Annotated in this window: 26 protein-coding genes and 1 tRNA gene; 20 read left to right on the forward strand and 7 right to left on the reverse strand. The window is 43.9% G+C overall.

Features of this window, described 5'->3' with window-relative positions:
- The first annotated feature begins 32 nt into the window (after nucleotides 1-32).
- The 4 genes from IPO96_00005 (at nucleotide 33) to IPO96_00020 (ending at nucleotide 2,211) form a co-directional block, all read left to right on the forward strand.
- Nucleotides 33-416, forward strand: coding sequence for an IS30 family transposase (locus tag IPO96_00005; protein ID QQS64932.1), 384 nt, complete (start codon nucleotides 33-35; stop codon nucleotides 414-416).
- A complete protein-coding gene (locus IPO96_00010; protein ID QQS64933.1) occupies nucleotides 308-1,006 on the forward strand; it encodes an IS30 family transposase in 699 nt (232 codons plus the stop codon). The genes IPO96_00005 and IPO96_00010 overlap by 109 nt, the downstream gene beginning before the upstream one ends.
- 63 nt (nucleotides 1,007-1,069) lie before the next feature.
- A complete protein-coding gene (locus IPO96_00015) occupies nucleotides 1,070-1,585 on the forward strand; it encodes an ATP-binding protein (protein QQS64934.1) in 516 nt (171 codons plus the stop codon).
- The gene (locus IPO96_00020; protein QQS64935.1) at nucleotides 1,582-2,211 is read left to right on the forward strand and encodes a thermonuclease family protein; all 630 of its coding nucleotides are present in this window, start codon (nucleotides 1,582-1,584) and stop codon (nucleotides 2,209-2,211) included. The genes IPO96_00015 and IPO96_00020 overlap by 4 nt, the downstream gene beginning before the upstream one ends.
- A gap of 37 nt (nucleotides 2,212-2,248) precedes the next feature.
- Here the strand turns inward: IPO96_00020 and IPO96_00025 are convergent, their stop codons facing one another.
- Together IPO96_00025 and IPO96_00030 are read right to left on the reverse strand one after the other, a co-directional pair.
- Nucleotides 2,249-2,794 carry a hypothetical protein gene (locus tag IPO96_00025; protein QQS64936.1) on the reverse strand — a complete coding sequence of 182 codons (546 nt, stop codon included), beginning with the start codon at nucleotides 2,792-2,794 and terminating at the stop codon, nucleotides 2,249-2,251.
- The gene (locus IPO96_00030) at nucleotides 2,739-3,044 is read right to left on the reverse strand and encodes a glycosyltransferase family 2 protein (GenBank protein QQS64937.1); all 306 of its coding nucleotides are present in this window, start codon (nucleotides 3,042-3,044) and stop codon (nucleotides 2,739-2,741) included. The genes IPO96_00025 and IPO96_00030 overlap by 56 nt, the downstream gene beginning before the upstream one ends.
- 233 nt (nucleotides 3,045-3,277) lie before the next feature.
- Here IPO96_00030 and IPO96_00035 point away from each other — a divergent pair, with 233 nt between their 5' ends.
- The 4 genes from IPO96_00035 (at nucleotide 3,278) to IPO96_00050 (ending at nucleotide 6,308) form a co-directional block, all read left to right on the forward strand.
- Nucleotides 3,278-3,550, forward strand: a complete 273-nt coding sequence (locus IPO96_00035; protein QQS64938.1) for a hypothetical protein — start codon at nucleotides 3,278-3,280, stop codon at nucleotides 3,548-3,550.
- Nucleotides 3,551-3,633: 83 nt separating this feature from the next.
- Nucleotides 3,634-4,743 carry a beta-galactosidase gene (locus IPO96_00040; GenBank protein ID QQS64939.1) on the forward strand — a complete coding sequence of 370 codons (1,110 nt, stop codon included), beginning with the start codon at nucleotides 3,634-3,636 and terminating at the stop codon, nucleotides 4,741-4,743.
- Nucleotides 4,744-5,129: 386 nt separating this feature from the next.
- Nucleotides 5,130-5,378: a hypothetical protein gene (locus tag IPO96_00045; GenBank protein QQS64940.1), complete on the forward strand. Its 249-nt coding sequence runs from the start codon at nucleotides 5,130-5,132 to the stop codon at nucleotides 5,376-5,378.
- Nucleotides 5,379-5,387: 9 nt separating this feature from the next.
- Nucleotides 5,388-6,308: a hypothetical protein gene (locus IPO96_00050; GenBank protein ID QQS64941.1), complete on the forward strand. Its 921-nt coding sequence runs from the start codon at nucleotides 5,388-5,390 to the stop codon at nucleotides 6,306-6,308.
- On the opposite strand, the gene IPO96_00055 is transcribed toward IPO96_00050, so the two are convergent.
- On the reverse strand, nucleotides 6,305-7,288 hold the full coding sequence (locus IPO96_00055; protein ID QQS64942.1) for a hypothetical protein: 984 nt from the start codon (nucleotides 7,286-7,288) through the stop codon (nucleotides 6,305-6,307). The genes IPO96_00050 and IPO96_00055 overlap by 4 nt on opposite strands.
- Before the next feature lie 62 nt (nucleotides 7,289-7,350).
- On the opposite strand from IPO96_00055, the gene smpB reads away from it, so the two are divergent.
- A complete protein-coding gene (gene smpB / locus IPO96_00060; protein QQS64943.1) occupies nucleotides 7,351-7,788 on the forward strand; it encodes an SsrA-binding protein SmpB in 438 nt (145 codons plus the stop codon).
- Here the strand turns inward: smpB and IPO96_00065 are convergent.
- Genes IPO96_00065 through IPO96_00075 form a run of 3 tightly spaced genes read right to left on the reverse strand, consistent with a single transcriptional unit; the run spans nucleotide 7,785 to nucleotide 9,183 of the window.
- Nucleotides 7,785-7,988, reverse strand: coding sequence for a hypothetical protein (locus IPO96_00065; protein ID QQS64944.1), 204 nt, complete (start codon nucleotides 7,986-7,988; stop codon nucleotides 7,785-7,787). The genes smpB and IPO96_00065 overlap by 4 nt on opposite strands.
- 50 nt (nucleotides 7,989-8,038) lie before the next feature.
- On the reverse strand, nucleotides 8,039-8,482 hold the full coding sequence (locus IPO96_00070; GenBank protein ID QQS64945.1) for a hypothetical protein: 444 nt from the start codon (nucleotides 8,480-8,482) through the stop codon (nucleotides 8,039-8,041).
- Entirely contained in the window at nucleotides 8,479-9,183 is a 705-nt protein-coding gene (locus tag IPO96_00075; protein QQS64946.1) for a UMP kinase, read from the reverse strand. Before IPO96_00075 ends, IPO96_00070 begins: the two co-directional genes overlap by 4 nt.
- A 57-nt stretch (nucleotides 9,184-9,240) precedes the next feature.
- On the opposite strand from IPO96_00075, the gene IPO96_00080 reads away from it, so the two are divergent.
- The 5 genes from IPO96_00080 (at nucleotide 9,241) to IPO96_00100 (ending at nucleotide 12,066) form a co-directional block, all read left to right on the forward strand.
- On the forward strand, nucleotides 9,241-9,954 hold the full coding sequence (locus IPO96_00080) for a hypothetical protein (protein QQS64947.1): 714 nt from the start codon (nucleotides 9,241-9,243) through the stop codon (nucleotides 9,952-9,954).
- Nucleotides 9,955-9,974: 20 nt separating this feature from the next.
- Complete coding sequence (xth, locus tag IPO96_00085) at nucleotides 9,975-10,772, forward strand: exodeoxyribonuclease III (protein QQS64948.1); 798 nt, start codon at nucleotides 9,975-9,977, stop codon at nucleotides 10,770-10,772.
- Nucleotides 10,769-10,927, forward strand: a complete 159-nt coding sequence (locus tag IPO96_00090) for a hypothetical protein (protein ID QQS64949.1) — start codon at nucleotides 10,769-10,771, stop codon at nucleotides 10,925-10,927. The genes xth and IPO96_00090 overlap by 4 nt, the downstream gene beginning before the upstream one ends.
- Before the next feature lie 15 nt (nucleotides 10,928-10,942).
- Nucleotides 10,943-11,242, forward strand: coding sequence for a hypothetical protein (locus IPO96_00095; protein ID QQS64950.1), 300 nt, complete (start codon nucleotides 10,943-10,945; stop codon nucleotides 11,240-11,242).
- 92 nt (nucleotides 11,243-11,334) lie between these two features.
- Entirely contained in the window at nucleotides 11,335-12,066 is a 732-nt protein-coding gene (locus tag IPO96_00100) for an HAD family phosphatase (protein QQS64951.1), read from the forward strand.
- Here IPO96_00100 and IPO96_00105 read toward each other — a convergent pair.
- Complete coding sequence (locus tag IPO96_00105) at nucleotides 12,063-13,019, reverse strand: hypothetical protein (protein ID QQS64952.1); 957 nt, start codon at nucleotides 13,017-13,019, stop codon at nucleotides 12,063-12,065. The genes IPO96_00100 and IPO96_00105 overlap by 4 nt on opposite strands.
- Nucleotides 13,020-13,218: 199 nt before the next feature.
- Between IPO96_00105 and IPO96_00110 the strand changes: the two genes are divergently transcribed.
- The 6 genes from IPO96_00110 to IPO96_00135 all read left to right on the forward strand — a co-directional run bounded on the left by IPO96_00110 (nucleotide 13,219) and on the right by IPO96_00135 (nucleotide 18,945).
- Complete coding sequence (locus IPO96_00110) at nucleotides 13,219-14,013, forward strand: hypothetical protein (protein QQS64953.1); 795 nt, start codon at nucleotides 13,219-13,221, stop codon at nucleotides 14,011-14,013.
- Nucleotides 14,014-14,020: 7 nt separating this feature from the next.
- A complete protein-coding gene (locus IPO96_00115) occupies nucleotides 14,021-14,986 on the forward strand; it encodes a hypothetical protein (protein ID QQS64954.1) in 966 nt (321 codons plus the stop codon).
- Between the two features lie 23 nt (nucleotides 14,987-15,009).
- A complete protein-coding gene (locus IPO96_00120; protein QQS64955.1) occupies nucleotides 15,010-15,291 on the forward strand; it encodes a hypothetical protein in 282 nt (93 codons plus the stop codon).
- Nucleotides 15,292-15,384: 93 nt separating this feature from the next.
- Nucleotides 15,385-15,469, forward strand: a tRNA-Leu gene (locus IPO96_00125).
- A 175-nt stretch (nucleotides 15,470-15,644) separates the two neighbouring features.
- Nucleotides 15,645-16,952 carry a sortase gene (locus tag IPO96_00130; protein ID QQS64956.1) on the forward strand — a complete coding sequence of 436 codons (1,308 nt, stop codon included), beginning with the start codon at nucleotides 15,645-15,647 and terminating at the stop codon, nucleotides 16,950-16,952.
- Nucleotides 16,953-17,463: 511 nt separating this feature from the next.
- Nucleotides 17,464-18,945, forward strand: coding sequence for a PEGA domain-containing protein (locus tag IPO96_00135; GenBank protein QQS64957.1), 1,482 nt, complete (start codon nucleotides 17,464-17,466; stop codon nucleotides 18,943-18,945).
- The last annotated feature ends 143 nt before the right edge of the window (nucleotides 18,946-19,088 follow it).

Here is a 19,088-nt window from a genome sequence, read left to right on the forward strand (position 1 = left end):
AACACCTACTTCTTTTGCTAGTATGCTTGGTTATGAAGAAGTATGAACATATAACAAGGTATGAGCGTTTAGAAATTGGTATCTTGTTTCGAAAAAAATATTCAGTTCGTGAAATTGCAGTGGAACTAGGCAGAAGCCCAAGTAGCATATCCAGGGAGATACGCATCAACTCAGTGCGTGGAGTTTATTCAGGTAAGAAAGCTCATCACAAATCTTATGTGCGTCGTAAGTACGCAAAGTACCAAGCAATGCGTATAATTCAGGATATGAAACTTCGGGAATATATCGACACACACTTACGTCTTGCTTGGTCACCAGAACAGATAGCCGGAAGACTAGCCTACAAGCTGGGTTCGAGCCCGTATCTGCACCTACTATCTACAAATACATTCGCAGTCCTCATGGTAGACAGCTAGAATACGAGCTAAGCCTAGCCAAAAATAAGCGCACCAGGAAGAGTCAACGTAAAATAACTACCCTAGGAGACCGTATCTTCATAGATAAGCGTCCGCAGGCAGCTAACGTGAGAGCTCAGTATGGTCACTGGGAAGGAGATTTCATAGTTGGAGGCAAGAAGTATCCAAAGACATCACTCCTGGTACTTCACGAAAGGGTTAGTAGATATACCTACATCCGAAAGATCAGTGCCAGAACAGCAAAACAAGTTGAAGATACGTTAGCAGAAGCCGTGAGTAAACTAGGACCGTTCAAGAGCCTGACACTAGACAACGACATAGCGTTCAGAAGACACTTGGACCTAAGTAAATCATTGAACGCGCCAATATATTTCTGCCAACCCTACCACTCATGGGAGAAAGGTGGTGTTGAGAACGCTAATAGGCTTATTCGAAGATTTGTACCAAAAGGTTGTAACATAGCGAGGTTTACGTACAAAGATATAGCTTACATTGAAAACTGGATTAATACGGTTCCGAGGCAAATACTAGGATTTAAAACAGCAACTGAAGTAATGAATGACTACAAAAAGGAGGCAATGAATGCATAAGCCATAATGTATTATTATAACATTTTATAACTATAACTGTCAATATTAAAGTAGACTTAAGATATGCAAACTCTATTTCTAATGCTCGGTCTACCCGGTGCGGGCAAAACTACCGCTGCTAGCGAAATAGCAAAGCAGACTCATGCGGTACACATATCCTCAGATGACGAAAGGCGCAAACTTTTCAAGAAGTCTAACTTCACCCAAGATGAGCACACTGAGCTGTACCAACACATCGACAAAAAGGTTGAGAAGCTGCTTGCAGAAGGTAAAAGTGTCATTTATGACGCGAACCTCAACCGGCTAGAACATCGTATTGAGAAATACACCCTAGCCAGTAAGTTTAACCTCAAAACGATACTGATTTGGGTACAAACCCCCAAAGAACTGGCCAAGAAACGCCGCGTACAGCACGAACCCCAACCAGACTTAACTCCCCAAGACGAAAGCCCAGAAAGCATGTTCGATCGTATAGCTGGTGTTTTTGAAGCACCGTTACCTGCGAACGAAGAGTTTGTGATCATAGACGGCCAACATGTTAACGCCGAGTCAATCCGTGTTATGCTGTCGCATATATGAGCTCAATTCAAAACTTCGAAGAGACAAAGCGAGTAAACCGTAGGGCGTTTTGGTTATTTTTTGTGCTTTTTGCAATCTTGGGTGGACTAGGCTACTATGCCTGGCGCGTCAATCCGGTCAACTTCAGAGCCATTCATATTACAATCAAAAACCCATTTGCCAAAAAGCCGGTTCCCGTCGGCTACTACCGAGTAATTGAGGTCGTAGACGGTGATACAATCGTAGTAGAAATGAACGGCTCGCAGGAGCGAATCAGAATGATCGGCGTCGACACCCCAGAGACACACCACCCGGAAAAACCGGTTCAGTGTTTCGGTCTGGCTGCCGCCAAATTCACCAAAGACCTAGTTGACGGCAAAGTAGTGAGACTTGAGAGCGACCAACAGAGCAATAACCGCGACCGATATGACCGGTTGCTACGCTATGTCTTTACCGAAGATGGCACATTATTAAATCGCAAACTAATCGAGGATGGCTACGGCTTTGCCTACGTCAGTTTTCCTTTTGACAAACAACAAGAATTTCTAACAGCCGAGCGCGAGGCTCGTCAGAACAACCGCGGCCTCTGGAGCGGCTGCGACGTCAACGAAAACGACTTGAGCCCCAGCACTACTTTCCGCAACTAACCCTAGCTCGACATAACAACACCTATAAATATACATTTTAACTAGGCCTATCTTTATCAAAAAGACCAATTAACTTGTACATAATTAGTAGCGGAACATACGACAAATAAACTACGTAAACGCCGACCCAGCCTAGCCAAGCGGTTTTTAATCGGCGATTACTGAGTGTACGAGGCCACATCTTCAGGTATTTCATTTGTTGATCACGACCGCGCCGACTGTCGCTAAGTAGCCTTGAGTCAATGCCAACCTTTAGTCCGTAATCAAATACAGTCCTTCGACCCAACCTTCCAAATAAGATTGTTAAATCGATATCTTCATGGATGTTGGTGCGAGCACTTGTGCGTCCAGCTACTTTTAGCCAGTCAGATCTCAAGAAAGCACAGTTGCTGCCCCACATTATTGGCTGTCCTAGCAAGAGTCGATTAATCGCAAACGGTACACGGGCCTGCAACCAGCCACTAAATACACCAAACTTCCCAAGATCGTAAAAGTAACTACTGCCAGAAATGGGGTTTTCGGAGGCCTCAAAATGTCGTGTAACCCTTAGCGAGCCAATCTGGCGGCAAAATCGTATCCGCATCAATCCTTGCGACTACGTCCCCACTAGCTGCATTAAAGCCGCGATTGCGGGCAAAAACCACTCCCTGCTTAGGTTCTTTAAGTAGGGTAACGAAGCCATACCCTCCAGCCACTTTCACGGAATCGTCGCTACAATTGTTGTCAACGACGATGACCTCATCAGGCGAACTAGACTGCGCGGATATAGAATCTAAACAACACTTAAGATGCTCCGCGTCGTTGTGAACTGGCACGACAATGCTTATGGTCATTACAATAAACTATAACATGATTTTTATTTGTCGTATTTTATGTTATAAATGCTATATGAGAACTGTCCCGAACTTCCCAATTGTGGAGATGCAACCCTAATACTTAGCCCCGATAATCAGTTTTTGATAATGCAAAAATCTTACGGCCATAAACAGTGGGAATTACCACTTGCTATGTTTGAGTGTAGCGATCGAATTGAAGAAATACTAGATGTTTTAAAAGAATCGTTGGTATGAGTATTTGCGTTTTATCAGAAGTTGTTGTCGTCAAACCCCGCCATGATATGGATGAAAAAAATCGTGTCAGGCCAAAAATTATCAAATCATTTATAGCAGTCTCCGACGAACGCGACACTCCGTCCTTTGATAGTAGCATTTATAGTGCTGCGCGGTGGCATAGCTTTGGCGAGACACTTCCCGATGATTTTAGCCCAACAAGCGCTAGAGCAGTTATAAGAATTCAAAATTTGTCTACAAGAACCATACTGAGCCCAGCATTTGCATAAGCGATTTGAGTTTTTGGTGTTTACGGTTAAGATTACTAAAGACTAACATGTACTGATGCTGCTATTTATAGCTATTAAACCTTATGAAAAAAAGACTATCTAAAACAAATATAAAACGGGCTAGCCACCAAGCTAAAATTTTAGGAGTAATTAAGCCCTGGCAAGAACTGTCAAAGCTCAAGCGTGTCCTCGTGTCGTTGCTGCTAGTAGTTTTTGCATGGTTCGGCGTGATGTACGGCGTTGCTCAGTGGTATATTTGGAAGCATCGTAATGAGCCACTGCGAATTGGCGCTACTTTTATCCCGGATTATGCTCGCCATTTTGAGCTTGACCCCAAAGAAACGATGGATGCCATGATTAATGATCTTGGCATAAAACAGTTCCGCTTAGTTAGTTATTGGAAAAACATCGAGCCCGAAGAAGGCAAGTTCGATTTTAGCGAACTAGACTGGCAATTCGAAAAAGTCGCCAAAGCTGGTGGCAAAGTGTCTTTGGCGATCGGGCTCAGACAACCACGCTGGCCGGAATGCCATGCACCGGAGTGGATTGGCGGGGCGGACAAGCCAATTTGGGTACCGAAGCTAAAAACTTTTATAACTAAGGTCGTTGAGCGATATCGTAACAACCCGACACTCGAAAGTTACCAGCTAGAAAACGAGTTCTTTATGAATGTTTTTGGCATCTGCCCAGACTTCTCACGCGATCGTCTAACAGATGAATTCAACATGATCAAAAGCCTCGATTCAACTCACCCAATAATCGTCAGCCGCAGCAACAACTGGGTCGGCTTACCACTTGGTGATCCACGCCCAGACCAATTCGGTATTTCGGTTTACAAGCGCGTCTGGGACAAGACAATTACAAAACGCTATTTTGAATACCCATTGCCAGCTTGGTTTTACGCTAGCCTTGCCGGGGGCGGGGAACTGTTTACTGGAAAAAGCATGGTTTTGCATGAACTTCAAACAGAAAGTTGGCTACCGGAAGGCTTTGACATGAAAACAGCCACTACCGAGGAACTAGACAAATCGCTAAGCCCTGAGCGCCTGCGCGACCGAATCAAATACGGCGTTGCTACTGGTATGAAAGACATTTACCTCTGGGGGCCAGAATGGTGGTATTACATGAAAGTTAAGCGTGCCGAACCAAAACTCTGGGACACCGCCAAAGACGAACTAGCAAAGTATAGATAAGATTCTGTTTAGGCGCCAGCTTACTGCTGGCTGCCCTAGTTACTTTTCTTATGTCGACAGAAAAGTAACCAAAAGAAACGACCCCAGCTTCGAACTCTTGAAGCTTTCATTGTTAAAAAGGACAATGCTCTGACAACTTGCCAATGATTACATTGGCTTCAAACACGTCACTCGCTCTAATTGTCTTTTTAACATTCAATTCCTCACGAGTTCTCAGAAGGGGGAATGAATTCCTAGCTTCAGTAATATCTTGAAAAAGTGATCTGGTGGGGGAAAATGAGCGGGTATTTATTTCAATAATCCTACAATTCAATTGTCTGGTTGCTATGGGTGCTTTTGTCCAGCCGGAGCTTCTTTATATTTTGCTTAGGGAGTATAATTAATTCATGCAAGATGAACAATTCACTAAACTTTTCAAATACATTGAGGACTTTAGGCTAGAAGTAAATGCCAAACTTGAAAACACAGCCAACCGTGAAAGTATGGATAAACTAGTCAAGACGATAGATGCTTTTGTCAAGAGATTAGATGACAACGAAACAGAGCAGACATTCAAGGACAGGCAGTTTGATAGATTGCTCGAATGGGCTAGAAAGGTTTCAGCTAAAACCGGGATACCACTTGAACGCCTTTAGGCTTAGGTTGTGAATAAAAAAAGCGTTGTTAATCCTGATAACTGGGGGGTTAGTTTTTCGATCAAGCAATGTCGGAACTTCAATCAAAACCCGAAAGAAACTCTAGCTTGGCTCATAGAAAAGGGCTTCAGGCGATTTCGACTGATGAGCTATTGGGACGAGCTTGAAAAAGCTCAAGCAGAGCAAGATTTTAGTCAGCTAGACTGGCAAATTGACTTGGTAGAGAAGGCCGGCGGCGTGATTACCCTCTGTCTTGGCGCTAGGCAACCCCGCTGGCCAGAAAACCATTGGCCAGACTGGGCTTGGGCAGCTAGCTTCCAAGAACGCAGTGACGCACTTGGTGACTTTATCACTCAAGTAGTCCAACGCTACAAAAATCGTTCTTGTATAGTTTCTTATCAACTAGAAAACGAGGCGTTGCTTGAATCCTTCGGCTTGCGTAGCGAAGTAAGTCGAAGTCGCCTGAGGGCAGAGTATGCACTTGTCCACTCGCTAGACCCTGATAGGCCAATTATCATGACTACATCAACATCGTGGGGGATTCCAATCCGGCGCCCTCGCCCGAAAATACTTGGTTTCTCTGTTTACAACATAGTCTTTGACAGCTCTAAACAGTCTTACGGAGGGACCGAACAGAGCCCGCTTATCTACCGCCTAAGAGCCTTACTGTACAAACTGACAACGTTCGGGCGGCGCAAGAGTTTTATCCACGAACTTCAGTGTGAGCCTTGGGGTCCACGAGCCATATGGGAGATGGATCATAATGAACAAGACCGCTCAATGAATACAAAACAGATTAGACGCAATATTCATATCGCCAAACTAATGCGATTATACCCAATAGATCTCTGGGGTGGAGAATGGTGGCGTCAGCGCGAGCTCGAAGGCGACCCCAAAGTAATAGACGATATACTGAAGTTAGTCAATTAGGAGCTGAAAAATTCGTTTATAGCTCCAGCTACACGTCTCGGGTTCCATTGTTCGTCGTTGTGAGTTTGCGGATTATTGTTCTTAACCACTCTAGTATTTCCGTCTTGATCTACTACTTCCAGGAACTGTACGGGTGAGGCATAAGATCCATTATTATCCATTAGCTGCTGTGCTGCCCTCTCTAGCTGTTTGTGAGAAAAGAGTTTATCATCGGTATACCCAAACAAACCAATTTCTCCGACATAACGACCTAGGCTCCTGGGCTCACCATCGCCCTCAAATCTAATCATCTGTGTTGCCAACTGGCGAGCTTCCGCCCAAGTTCGACCGATGTTTTTGGTTAAATTCTTTTTTCCAGCTTTATCCATTTGTTTGCTGACATCAGGTAGAGCTTTTTTTGTTTTTTTGCTTAGCTCAAACAGCATCTCTTTGGCGAAGCGTACGCCGAGTTTACTAAACATAGCCTCATCGGGGTAACTGCCACCTGGAGCCAGAAGAGCTACTTTAGCCTCATCAAAGCAAGTCCAGCCTCGTTCTTTGGCTATTTTAACCATTTCTGCGAGTATATAACTCCCATAACTGTGCGCAACAGCATTAATAGGCTCATGTGTCAGTCCCTCAGCATCAAGTACGGCTAGATAGTTTATGGCCTGGGTCTTTGCGGCTTCCTTTTTATCGGGCTTAGCACTTCTATTTTGGTCGGGGATAATTATATCGTTGCCAAGCTCAAGCATCGCCATTCCGAAGGGTGCTTTGGCTGTTATACCTTCAGTAAAACCCGGTATATAGATACTGGGCTTTTGTTGGGCTTTAGCGGATGAGTCCGGCGCAAACCTGACATACTCGATCGTTTCCCCTTCGAGACCATTTATTTCGGCCCTTTTTATACCGTTTGCTAATATATCGACTGAAGATGGCAAGAAATCTCCCGGCCCGTTTGTTAAGGAAGATAGATAAGCAGAGTTGAATTTATTTTTCATACTTTTACTTTACCATTGTTTTTGTTATTGTCAATCCTACTACATTATTATACACTAGTATTATGAATAAAAAGAGGCCAGCAAGTAGTAAGATTCAAAACCGACGAGCACGGTTTGATTATGAATTGGGCGATAATTTTACTTGTGGTCTAGCTCTCAACGGCCGTGAAACAAAAGCATTAAGGCTCGGGCGGGGACAACTGCAGGGTGCTTATGTGACGATTAAAGATGGGGAACTGTGGCTAATCAACGCTCAAATCCATGGCACCAACGGCATTGCCATTGAGGAGTCAGATAAAACTAGAGCGCGAAAACTTTTAGCCAAAAAGAGGGAAATCGATGCATTAATCGCCGCCAAGCAACAGGGCAAAACCATCGTTCCTACCGAAATCCTGACTAAAACTCGTTTTATCAAGCTCAGAATCGCGATTGGCCGCGGCAAAAAAGCCTACGACAAGCGTGAGACCATAAAAAAGCGCGATATTGAGCGTCATTACTAAATTCTTGTAAAGATATTTAACAGCCCAATTGCAATCCGGCCAACCTTTTCTGCAACAGAGACACCCGTATACTGTTCTACAATTACCTGGGTCGTCATAAGCGCTCCGCCGGTTGCCAATACAGCCAATATTGCTCGGTCGCGCTTAGCAGCGCTCAGATTATTCGGCTTATCATCCGGGGAAGGTCTGAGTTCATTCATGACAATATAATAACATAATGATTTGATATGTCAAAGAAAATGTCTAATTTCTATAGATGACCACTATAGACTACTCTGCCAGTATCCAGTACTGGATTATAGCCTGTCTTGGTTTCTATTAATTGATTAATGGCAAACAACCCAATTCCTATCGTCGCTCGGCCTACCGATCTAGCCATACTTGGTGGAATATCAATAAAATCATATGTCGGAACCATAGGATTAATCATGAAGGTCAACCTACCGCATGCTTTGCCTAGTGTTTCAAATCCCCGTATTACAGATATACCAATGATTTTGCTTATTTCCTTCTTTTTTATACGACCAGTAGACTGCGCGGAACTTCCATCGGATTCTTGATCATAGGGTGTTGTGTTTCGAGTAATTTCGTTCTCTCTGATGCAGTCTGAATAAAGCGTGCTATTTGGGGCAGAGTTTTCTTCAAAAATTTTTCGAATTGTATCATCCACCCAATTTTCATGGCGCTCGCTCATTTTATCAGCGTACCAACATTTTCTTGACGAACAACCCTGGCGATATTACCTGGCTTATCAAGCTCAAAAATAACTATTGGCTTATGCTGCTCCATAGCTAACCCCATTGCAGCCTTGTCCATGACCTTTATTTCCTCGTTCTCGACAGCTTCCTGAAAGCTTAGCTTGTCGTAGCGCTTGGCGTCTTTAAACTTGGTCGGATCTCGGTCATAAACTCCGTCAACTTTGGTAGATTTGAGCACGGCGTCGCAGTTTAGCTCGAGTGCCAAAATAACTGCTGCCGTATCTGTAGTTACGTAAGGACGACCCGAACCGCCAGCCACAATTACTACTCTTCCACGTTTAAGGTGCTTCTCAGCCAAGCGATGCACGAAAGGCTCGGCTAGTTGCTGAGCGAAGATAGTACTCAAACATCTGGTGCTGATACCGGCATCTTCAAACAGATCAGTAAGAGCTAGGGCATTCATCATTGTCGCCAACATACCCATTTGGTCAGCCGTAACGCGCTTGATCCCGTGGCCGGCAATTTGAGCCCCACGCAGATAGTTGCCGCCGCCAACCATAATTATTACCTGGCAGTCTTCGTCAAGCACCTTACGAACTTCTTTGGCCAGCCAGTGACCTTTTTTGGGGTCGAGACCACCATCAAACTCACCCGCCAACTGTTCACCCGACACCTTAAGCAGTACTCTCTTATACATTATCCATATCCTACCACGAAAATTGTCAGAAAATAAATACTCGTATACTATTAACTAATGTTTGGCAGTGAAGGTATCGAAGCGCTCCGCCAGTTCAGCCAGAAATTTTTAAGCGAACAGCCGGTTGACCCCGAAAAATACAGACTAGATTTGCAGAAACTAGCCAAGACATTTTTGTCACCCTTGGCGCCAGTAGCATTTTTTGAGCCAGAGCTGTGGCAAGATGGCGGCTTTACGAAACAACAAGATCAGTATTTTTTCGGCTCGTACGTAGGGGTGGCTGTCGTGACTGAAGTGCTAACTGTCGACGAGCAACATATCGCTAATCACTCTAGGCTCGCTTATCAGATCTCCGACACATTTAAGGACACCCCAGATTTTATTGCTGCCGATAGTGTAGTGCCTATAGATTTTTGCAGTGAGTTAAAATACAACCCTTACCGTGAGCGCATCGATGATGCGCTCATACAAGACATACCCGACTTATTTTCCGTTCGGGACATCTTCGCGAACTACCCCAATAGTACAAGTAGTGATTTCATGAAATTATATATGTACCTTGCCTGCCTCGCAAAGCCAGTAGATTTTGCCGCACGCATATATTTAGATTTGTATAGAGGTGTGTCGTCTTTCTTACTAGATAATCATTCTTCGTTCACCGTTAGGGTTGTCGACGGAGCTGAAGCGCTATTTATCCGTCCTATTAACCAGCTACCAGAGTATTTGCTGCCTCTATCAGAAGTTGTTGGTATAGATTTGCCTGACCTTTAAACTTAAACTAATATACACTCATGAAGATATACTCTTGGAACGTAAATGGTATCCGTGCAGTCGTACGTAAAGGCGAGTTTCAAAAGTTTATCGATGCGCACGATCCAGACATACTTTGTCTACAGGAGACCAAGGCCGAACAAGCCCAGGCCGAAATAGACTTGCCTCAATACCATGAGTTTTGGAATTCTAGCCGGACCAAAAAGGGCTACAGTGGCACAGCTATCTTCTCCAAAACCGAGCCTACCTCTGTAGTTAATGACATCCCAAGCCAAATTGCTGCCAGTCACAGTCTAGTCGCCGACAAATACGGCCACAGTAACGATGAGGGCAGGGTAGTTGCTACCGAGTTTCAAGACTTCTGGGTTGTTACTGCCTACACACCTAATTCAAAGGACGATTTGACTCGAATCCCACTACGGCAACAATGGGACGCAGCCATCGCCGAATACTGTGCAGAGCTACAACTTCAAAAACCAGTTATATATTGTGGTGATATGAACGTCGCCCACACCGAAGACGATCTAGCAAACCCTAAACCAAACATTGGCAAAAAGGGCTTCACGGCTGAAGAAAGAAGTGGCTTCGACAACTGGCTTGCTAAGGGTTTTGTCGATACTTTTCGCATTTTTACGAGCGGTAATGGGCACTATACTTGGTGGAGTCACTTCGCTAACTCTCGAGCTCGGAATGTCGGCTGGAGAATCGACTATTTTCTGGTCAGTCAAGCAATAAAGAGCAAAGTTCATAAAGCCAGCATTCATGCCGATGTAATGGGCAGCGACCATTGTCCGGTAAGTATTGAAATAGAGCCATGAGTCAAGAGTCAAGAGCCATGAGCCATGAGCCAAGAGTCAAGAGTCAAGAAGGTTGGGATTTTGTGGAACTGCCAGGCCAGCACGACGACTTATGGTCAAACCCAAAACCGTATGTAGATTTGGTAAAAATTACTTTGATTTACAAAATCATTTAAGCGTAGAATAAGTACATGACTAATGAAGAAATGATTGAAGACCTTAAGCAATTTATTGCAGCAACTGTTTCGCAGTCTACTAGTGACATTAGAGAGGAAGTCTTTGGACTTGATCAAAAAGTTACATCATTGGATCAAAAAGTTACATCATTGGACCAAAAAGTTACATCATTGGACCAAAAAGTTACCAGACTTGAAGCAACCACTGAAGAAATCGACACCAAGCTTGATACTTTTATGAACGCCGTCGGCGAGAACCAAGAAGAAACCGACAAGCGCCTCACTCACCTCGAAACCAAGGTTTTCGCAAGCTAATTTTATTACTGAAAACCAATGACTGTTTACTGTCTAATCTGTACTGTTTACAATGTACTTATGCTAAAAAATTTGAAAGCGGGTTTTAGTAAGTGAGTCGGCCGTTTGCTGTTTTTGACGTCGACGGAACAATTGCCCGCTCAAGCTTGCTTCAGCTGATCGTTCGTGAGCTTGCTAACAGAGGCCATGTGAGTATAGGTACAGCAATCGCAATCGAAAAACTCCTGAATGATTACAGGCAAAGAATTAGCGACGACACATTTGGTGCATTCATGAAAAAAGCCGTCGAGATGATGTTCGCCGACATGCCGGCTGGTCTCAGATCGAGCGAATACGACATTGCCGTTCAAACTGTAGTGAGCGAAAGCATACCCAACCGCTACTTGTACACATCAGAGCTCGTTAAGAGCCTTAAGACCAGAGGCTACTTTGTTATTGCAATCTCTGGCTCAGAGTTTCGGGCCGTCGAAAATTTCGCTCGCGCTTTAGACTTTGATGCTTGGCTCGGGGCAGTGAAATACAGAGAGCTAGGCGGAATGATTACCAACAATATCGAGGTTGTACCTTACAAAAAAAATGAGATCCTAAGAGGCATGATTCATAAGTTCGACCTAGACACCGCTAACTCTATCGCTGTTGGGGATACAAGCAGCGATATACCGATGTTTGAAATGGTTAGCCAGCCGATTTGCTTCAATCCCAACCAAGCCCTTTTCAAAGCAGCACGTGAACGGGGCTGGATGATCGTAATTGAACGAAAAGACATGATCTACGGCCTCACCAAAGACGGCGACCATTACAAAGTGTCTACAACAAACGTCTAGTAAACGAGATTTTTACATTGAAACGCGTGAAAGAACTCATGATCAGTAAGAGGCAGCCAAACTATGTCAATTTTCTTACCATGAATAACAAGATTACCTACAGACACTACTAAGCACAACCCCGTATCTAGGTCATACGTCGAAGTACCTTCTGGACGGTCTACTTCTTTAAAGAGATCAACCCTAATTGGCGAAGCACTGTCACAAAATAGGCTTTCTTGTTCGTACTTTGCTTGAAATACCGCATTTTTGCCATTAATCTCCGTGTGCATATACATTCTTTTTGGTTCAAATATCATGTCAAAATCCTCGAGATGCATGGTGTCATTGATCTGGTTTAATCTTTTTTCAATTATCCCGTCTTGAATTTTCGACGGCAGATCTTTAAACTTTTTACTTTTTAGCATCTTATCGAAATCAAAAACGGCTTTTTCTAACAGCTCGGTTAGTTCGTCCTCGTCTAAAGGTTCTCGCATTTGTTCATAATCTATATTATGAATCTTTAGAGTTTCGCCGGAAATAGTAGTCCGATAATCTATCTGCGAAGTTTTGACAGCCGGCCCACCAATAGGGTTATCATTCGTAATATTCGATACACCGTTAAACTCTACAAAAAGTTGCATACCAGGAAGGGGCGTGCGATAGCTTTCGATTTGTTTTTTTAAATTTGGGAATTTTGCCTTTGCTTCCTCTGGATCTTCTTCGCCAATATCGTTCAAAAAATCCTTGAGGTCGGTGTAGTTAGGCGTCTCCGTTAGCGAATCACCTTCAGCAATAAATAGCGTATAAAATCTAGCTCTGATTGCTTCGCAATTTTTATATATTGTTGAGCCGTTGCCGGTAAACACATTTACTAATGGTGCGAATCCTTCGCCGTCAAATGTGTAGACTAACTCCGGCATCGACGAAAGTGCAATCTCCAAAGTTGCCACTTCTAAATTAATATCCTCCATTGCTTGATCGAGGTCTATTTCGCCGCATGAAGCTAAAGCTACCTTGCCCTATAGGATCATCAACCGGTCACATAATTCACTAGCTTTAGAGATATATTCTACGGCTGAATTTGCGGGTATATCGATATTTTTATTTCCCATTGTTTTTTATGTTATAAGATGTGTAAATCTTACACAACAAATATGTAATAATGACTACATGTGGCTAAAACAAACTGACAAGCCTTTGTACCCAGAGATTTTGTGGAGCAGACCTGAGAATCGTAACGGCGCCGGCCGTTTGCTGATTATCGGCGGCAACGCTCACGCAATTGCTGCGCCAGCCACTGCATTCGCCGCGGCCGAAGACGCGGGAGCAGGGGCGGTGAGGGTAATCCTGCCCGATCACGTCCGTAAGACATTTGGCAAGTTTTTGCCCGAAGCTTTTTTTGCTCCGAGTACGCCGAGCGGTAGTTTTGGTACTAGCGCGTTGACTGAACTGCTAACACAGACGGAATGGGCAGATGCTGTTTTGCTAGCAGGAGATTTTGGTCGAAACAGTGAAACTGCTAGCATGATTGAAAAATTTGTATTCAAATATGATGGACTACTATGTATTACTCAAGATACTGTTGAGCATTGTTACAATTTTGCAGACAAATTAGTTGTTCGCCCAAACACTTTGATTGTTGGCAGCTTCGCCCAAATTCAGAAGCTTGCAACATCGTCCAAAGCCCCTAAAAGTTTGCAGTTTAGCGATGGCTTAGTCCGAAATGTTGGAGCGGTCGGGGCTTGGAGTAAAACAGTTTCAGTCTGTTTTTTGACACGCCTGGGCGACGACCTTATACTCGCAAAAGACGAGACTGTCGTAACCTCGAGATCAAAAGAACCAAAGAAATGGCGAGTCGAAACTGCTGCTAGAGCAACAGTCTGGTGGCTACAAAACCCAAAAAAACAGTTAGAAGCTATTAGTACCAGTTGCTACATTTTTAATTCTGACAAAAATGCATTATAGTAGTAATATGTCACAGCTTCGCAATAATCACAGTAGAGGACGTCTCGATACTCTAGAGCGTAGCCGAAAATATGGCAATAAAACAAGCTTATCTAACAGACTAGAAGCTTTTAAAAAAGCTAGCTCTCTGGAATGCGCTGTTGAAGCGGCTGAATTTATTGGAGATTTTGGTGGGGCTGAAGCTTCTTTTCTCGGAGCAAGAGCATTACTAGAAACCGCTACATTATGTAAGCCGGACACCGATTTACAATATCGACTTTTTGGCAGATCAACAGAGTTAGCTAGAGATGCATTAGTTTTAAGCAAGGCTATAAGACTTCTAAACATCGAGTTACCGGCAGAAGATTTATTATCACAGCTGCCGGTTTATGTTAAAATTTTCGGCAAACAACAGATGCCAAATGCTGAACATGCTCAAAAAACATATCAAAAAACAATCAAAATCCTTAATAGCTTTTTTGGTAGTCCCCAACCTCAATCAAGCTTGGTCAAAAGACAACAAATTGGTTGGTTGAGTGAAGCTGTTGTGAGATGCATGCTTAACAGGCACGCTATCAAGGATGTAGGGGCAGAGGATTTTATCGCAACCTCGTCACAGCTCAGAGAAGACCGAGGACTAAGAAGTGTCGGCCAAAATAGCAATAGTTCTTGGGACATTACAGCTTTTTGTAATAAATCAACCTCTCCAACACCAGTTTATTTTATTCAAGTAAAATCAACCGCATTAACTCCAGAGGACAATCGAGCTAAAAAAATACCATATCATGATGGTATATCTATGCTGTACGTTGCTGAAGACTTAGCGCTACCAGGAGAAAAAAGCAAACTAGCCGGACAATTAGTCGACAAGACTAATGTTGTCAGAATTGCTAAAGAGTTAGTCGAAGAAAGCCAATGTCAAGAACCTTTCAGCAGCAGCAAATTAAATCAACGCACAGAACTTCTGCTCGATAAGATAGACCCTCCAAGTTGAGTTTGTAGTAATATATTTTAGGTATGCCGAACATCAAAGACAACACGCCACGTAATAATGCTTTTTTTGACAAGTGGAGCATAGTTCATCTTTTTAGTGCCGCCGCTTTGACACTGATATTTGGAGCCAGCTGGGCCTTTGTAATAACAGTGTTGTGGGAACCTTTGGAGCTTTTTATTTTATCGCCTATTTTAGCGAAGCTGGGCATACTCTTTGGCCACGAAACTATACGCAATTCTTTAAGCGACATAGTATTCGACGCAATTGGAGTCGGTATCGGGATTATCGTACTGCAATTATTTTAAACATTTTATGCTATAATTCATCTGTTATCGAATCAAGCCGCGATGGTGGAATGGTAGCTATTTTATGCACCGCATAAAATCATAGACACAGACGGGCGAGTGGCGGAATTGGTATACGCGCACGACTCAAAATCGTGTTCCGTAAGGATTGAGGGTTCGATTCCCTCCTCGCCCACCAGTGTCTATGCGCCAGGGCGCCTCTACGCGGCCGCAAACGTCAAAATCTTGTGAGCTTTACGTCCAACGCCGGTTCAAGTCCGGCCCGCGGTACCAAATTATTTTGCTTTAGTTTTTTAGTTTTCATATAAAGCACTAACTTTATAGTTTAGAGTTTGTACTTTATACTTATACTAATGAAAACTATACAGCCTTGGTCTGATGATGCCGTAACCCATGCCCAACAGGCTAGACAAGCTATCGCCGACATCGATGAAGAACAACTAGATGAATTAGTGTCTAAGACAGAGGCTCTACTTGGTCATCAAACAAAAATTATTGAGCCTGAGTCTAAATCTACCGATCAAGCCGATGCCAAAAACGCCGCTCAGTTCGTTAGAACAAAGATAAACGCATTGTACGAACATGAGCCAAAGGCCCAAGAAGAACTAGCCGAAGCCACTGCGCCTCACCATCGCGGCTCCAAACACCAACAGTATATTGCTTCTTTACAAAAATCCGGCAAATCCGTTGCAGAGATTCAAACGGAGTGGCATAGATACTATCAGTCGTTATCTGATCGCGAGAAGCATCAGGTTTGGCAAGAGTTTTACGAAGAACAGGCATTGACGAATGCCAAAGATGCTTCAGCCTCCAATTCCTCAAATAGCACTCCGAGAGTAGCCGACCTAAAATTAGCCAAGCACCACGACCATAAGCAGCTCAAAAGGCCAATTACCGATACCCGGACCGTCAGCGAGCTAAAAGATCGGATAGCTTACCGTGTCTCATCAGGGGGCAGGCTAAAAGCTCGCCACCATCTTAAGTCCTTAGCTTTTGGCCTAGGCTTTGGCGCACTAACGCTGACAATACTACTGTTCAGTTTTTTCAATGAAAGATTCATTGCCCCCTTTATTAGCCCAAGTAAGAGCGTTAGCGCCACACCCATCATTGGGACTGGCGAAGCCATTGGGACTGACCCAAAAATTATTATTCCAAAAATCAATCTCGAAGTACCGGTAGTTTATAACCTCGGTACCAACCAAGAAAAAGCCATTCAGAATGCCCTTGAAGAGGGAGTCGTCTACTACACAGGCACAGCCCTCCCAGGACAAAATGGTAACGTCGCGATTGTTGGCCACTCTAGCAATAACATTCTCAATAAAGGCAAGTACAAGTTCGCTTTTGTGCTTTTGAATCGGCTAGCCGTCGACGATATTTTTTATCTACAAAAAGACGGTGTTCGCTACACTTACAAGATTTACGAGAACAGGGTTGTCGAGGCTAACGATGTCAGCGTTTTGCAGGCTCAGAGTAAACCCAACACAGCAACCCTGATTACCTGCGATCCACCTGGAACAAGCCTGCGCAGGCGCGTAGTCGTCGGTGAGCAGATTAGTCCTGACCCAGCTAACAACAAGCAGGCTACGCAGGCCCCCGTTGAAGAACCAAAAGTGCTTCCAAGCAATGCACCAAGCTTGTGGAGCCGGCTATTCGGCAACTAATACTGTTTAGTAAAAAAGTTGATGATTGATAGAAGAGCCAGGATTAGGTTAGAGGTTATAGGTTAGAGGTTATAGGTTAGAGTGATTAGGGCTACGGACTAGTAGTTGGTAGTTAGTAGTTGGTAGTTGGTAGTTAGTAGTTGGTAGTTAGTAGTTAGTGCCCCGTACTACGTACCCTGTACTGCGTACTGTTCAAGTAGAGCCAAGAGCCAAGAGTCATGAGCCAAGAACTAGGGTTCAGGGTCCAGGGACTAGGGACTAGGAGCTAAGGTCTAGCGGATACTACCCCGTACTGCGTACTGTTCAAGCAGAGCCTAGAGTCAAGAGTCAAGAACTAGGGACTAGTAGCCAGTGTCTAGGGTCTAATTCATACTTTATACATGATACGTGATACTTGATACTATCTACTGCTTAGAATTTAGAGCCCCCCCATTCGTCGTTCCTCGTCACCGTTCCTCGTCCGCCATTTATTATTTCTCAACTTCAACAAAGCTTTTCCTGCTATATTAATATGGTGGACTATCTTGATCCAAAAAAGAAAAAGGCTCATGTTAGACGCCTTTACATTGGCTACGTTTTAATTGCTATTGCAATTGGTTTAGCAGCCTGGATATTACTTTATATTGGTAACGGTTTTTATTTGAACAAAAACGGTGAAGTTATCCAAAATGGCCTAGTCTATGTCGAGTCTTCACCATCAGGCGCAAAGATTTCATTGAACGGTAAGCAACAAAACGACACTACCGATGCCAGACTAGTCATACCCGAATCAACTTACGAACTTATCCTAAGCGCCGACAAATACCGGCCTTGGCGCCGAACTTTTGATTTGACGGGTGGCAGCGTACGCCGAATAACATACCCCAGAATGTATCCTGTGTCTCTAAAAACCGACGTAACACAAACTTTTGGCGAAGTACCTGACATGGTGGAGAGTAGCGTCAATAGACGATTAATCATGCTACACATGGCAAGTTCTCCCTTACAAATGCAGATTTTTTCAACCGATGAGCCGCTCAATGCGCCAATTATTTTGACGCTAAATAGTGATTTAATTACTAACCCGCAGGCCAAAGCAACGTATCGCGTTTCTGAGTGGACCGAAAATGCCGAGTTCGTGCTAGTCGAGCGAACTACCTCCGAGATGAGTGAATACTTGCTACTCAAAACCTCGCAGATAAACGAGCAGCGCAATATTACACGCGAGTTAAATATCCCTTCGGGTGCTACAGTAACTATGCGCGACCGCAAGGAAAACCAATACGTAGTCTATCTTCCAGCAGACAAAAGCATAAGGTTCGCTGACCTAAATAATAAAACCCTGATCGACCAGCCGGTGGCTCAAAACGTTCTAGCCTTTAAAGCTTTCGAGTCTGACAAAATACTCTATGCTACCCCAAGTGAAACAGACAAAACAAAGACAAAAATCAGGCTATTCCAGTCGGGTAAGGTCTATGAAATACGTGAAGTCCTTAGTTCAGAAAAGTACTTTTTAGACATGGCAAAACTCGGACGAACACTTGTTATGTTGGCCGGAAGCCAGGCAGAAAAAAAGATCATGGTCTATCGAAACCCGGTCGAGTACCTACAGAGCAATCAGAATGTATCTCATCCTGTTGCTACAACTGCCTTAAGAGTCACAAACCCACAGTTCGCCAGTTTTTCTGCCAGTGCCAGCATCGTAATGCTATACGGCGAGGGCGAGTTCGCGGCCCATGAGTTCGAGGCCGACAGAAGTTACAATTATAAGCTAGACCTAATCTACGACCAGACCAAACCACTTAGATGGATGGACGGTGCACGACTAAACATAGTCAGTGGAGACTACCTTTATAGCGTCGACTTTGATGGAAGCAACCTTGAAAAACTTATTCCGGGTCGAGCTGCATACGGTGCGTATTTCGACCGGGACTACACAAGGCTTTATTCCTTCTTAACAAGCAAAGACGGTAGCCTATTTCAGATGACAACCACCCGACTCATCGCAGACTAACATAAGCTTACTGTCACTTATTTTTGCCATTCTTTTTATCGCGTAGGCATGTCAACATGTTTGCCACGATCGTGGTTTTTATGTCGTACAGTAAAAAGTTGGATGTTGGGGCTGGGTAGATTAGTAGGGGGGTTGCAACGGTG

It is taken from the genome of Candidatus Saccharibacteria bacterium, assembly GCA_016700315.1.
Lineage (GTDB): Bacteria > Patescibacteriota > Saccharimonadia > Saccharimonadales > SZUA-47.

Coding starts and splice junctions, on each gene's coding strand:
- IPO96_00005 (QQS64932.1), top strand. CDS start 33: ATGAAGAAGTATGAACATATAACAAGGTATGAGCGTTTAGAAATTGGT.
- IPO96_00015 (QQS64934.1), top strand. CDS start 1,070: ATGCAAACTCTATTTCTAATGCTCGGTCTACCCGGTGCGGGCAAAACT.
- IPO96_00020 (QQS64935.1), top strand. CDS start 1,582: ATGAGCTCAATTCAAAACTTCGAAGAGACAAAGCGAGTAAACCGTAGG.
- IPO96_00025 (QQS64936.1), bottom strand. CDS start 2,794: ATGCGGATACGATTTTGCCGCCAGATTGGCTCGCTAAGGGTTACACGA.
- IPO96_00030 (QQS64937.1), bottom strand. CDS start 3,044: ATGACCATAAGCATTGTCGTGCCAGTTCACAACGACGCGGAGCATCTT.
- IPO96_00035 (QQS64938.1), top strand. CDS start 3,278: ATGAGTATTTGCGTTTTATCAGAAGTTGTTGTCGTCAAACCCCGCCAT.
- IPO96_00040 (QQS64939.1), top strand. CDS start 3,634: ATGAAAAAAAGACTATCTAAAACAAATATAAAACGGGCTAGCCACCAA.
- IPO96_00045 (QQS64940.1), top strand. CDS start 5,130: ATGCAAGATGAACAATTCACTAAACTTTTCAAATACATTGAGGACTTT.
- IPO96_00055 (QQS64942.1), bottom strand. CDS start 7,288: ATGAAAAATAAATTCAACTCTGCTTATCTATCTTCCTTAACAAACGGG.
- smpB (QQS64943.1), top strand. CDS start 7,351: ATGAATAAAAAGAGGCCAGCAAGTAGTAAGATTCAAAACCGACGAGCA.
- IPO96_00065 (QQS64944.1), bottom strand. CDS start 7,988: ATGAATGAACTCAGACCTTCCCCGGATGATAAGCCGAATAATCTGAGC.
- IPO96_00070 (QQS64945.1), bottom strand. CDS start 8,482: ATGAGCGAGCGCCATGAAAATTGGGTGGATGATACAATTCGAAAAATT.
- IPO96_00075 (QQS64946.1), bottom strand. CDS start 9,183: ATGTATAAGAGAGTACTGCTTAAGGTGTCGGGTGAACAGTTGGCGGGT.
- IPO96_00080 (QQS64947.1), top strand. CDS start 9,241: ATGTTTGGCAGTGAAGGTATCGAAGCGCTCCGCCAGTTCAGCCAGAAA.
- xth (QQS64948.1), top strand. CDS start 9,975: ATGAAGATATACTCTTGGAACGTAAATGGTATCCGTGCAGTCGTACGT.
- IPO96_00090 (QQS64949.1), top strand. CDS start 10,769: ATGAGTCAAGAGTCAAGAGCCATGAGCCATGAGCCAAGAGTCAAGAGT.
- IPO96_00095 (QQS64950.1), top strand. CDS start 10,943: ATGACTAATGAAGAAATGATTGAAGACCTTAAGCAATTTATTGCAGCA.
- IPO96_00105 (QQS64952.1), bottom strand. CDS start 13,019: ATGGAGGATATTAATTTAGAAGTGGCAACTTTGGAGATTGCACTTTCG.
- IPO96_00110 (QQS64953.1), top strand. CDS start 13,219: ATGTGGCTAAAACAAACTGACAAGCCTTTGTACCCAGAGATTTTGTGG.
- IPO96_00115 (QQS64954.1), top strand. CDS start 14,021: ATGTCACAGCTTCGCAATAATCACAGTAGAGGACGTCTCGATACTCTA.
- IPO96_00120 (QQS64955.1), top strand. CDS start 15,010: ATGCCGAACATCAAAGACAACACGCCACGTAATAATGCTTTTTTTGAC.
- IPO96_00130 (QQS64956.1), top strand. CDS start 15,645: ATGAAAACTATACAGCCTTGGTCTGATGATGCCGTAACCCATGCCCAA.
- IPO96_00135 (QQS64957.1), top strand. CDS start 17,464: ATGGTGGACTATCTTGATCCAAAAAAGAAAAAGGCTCATGTTAGACGC.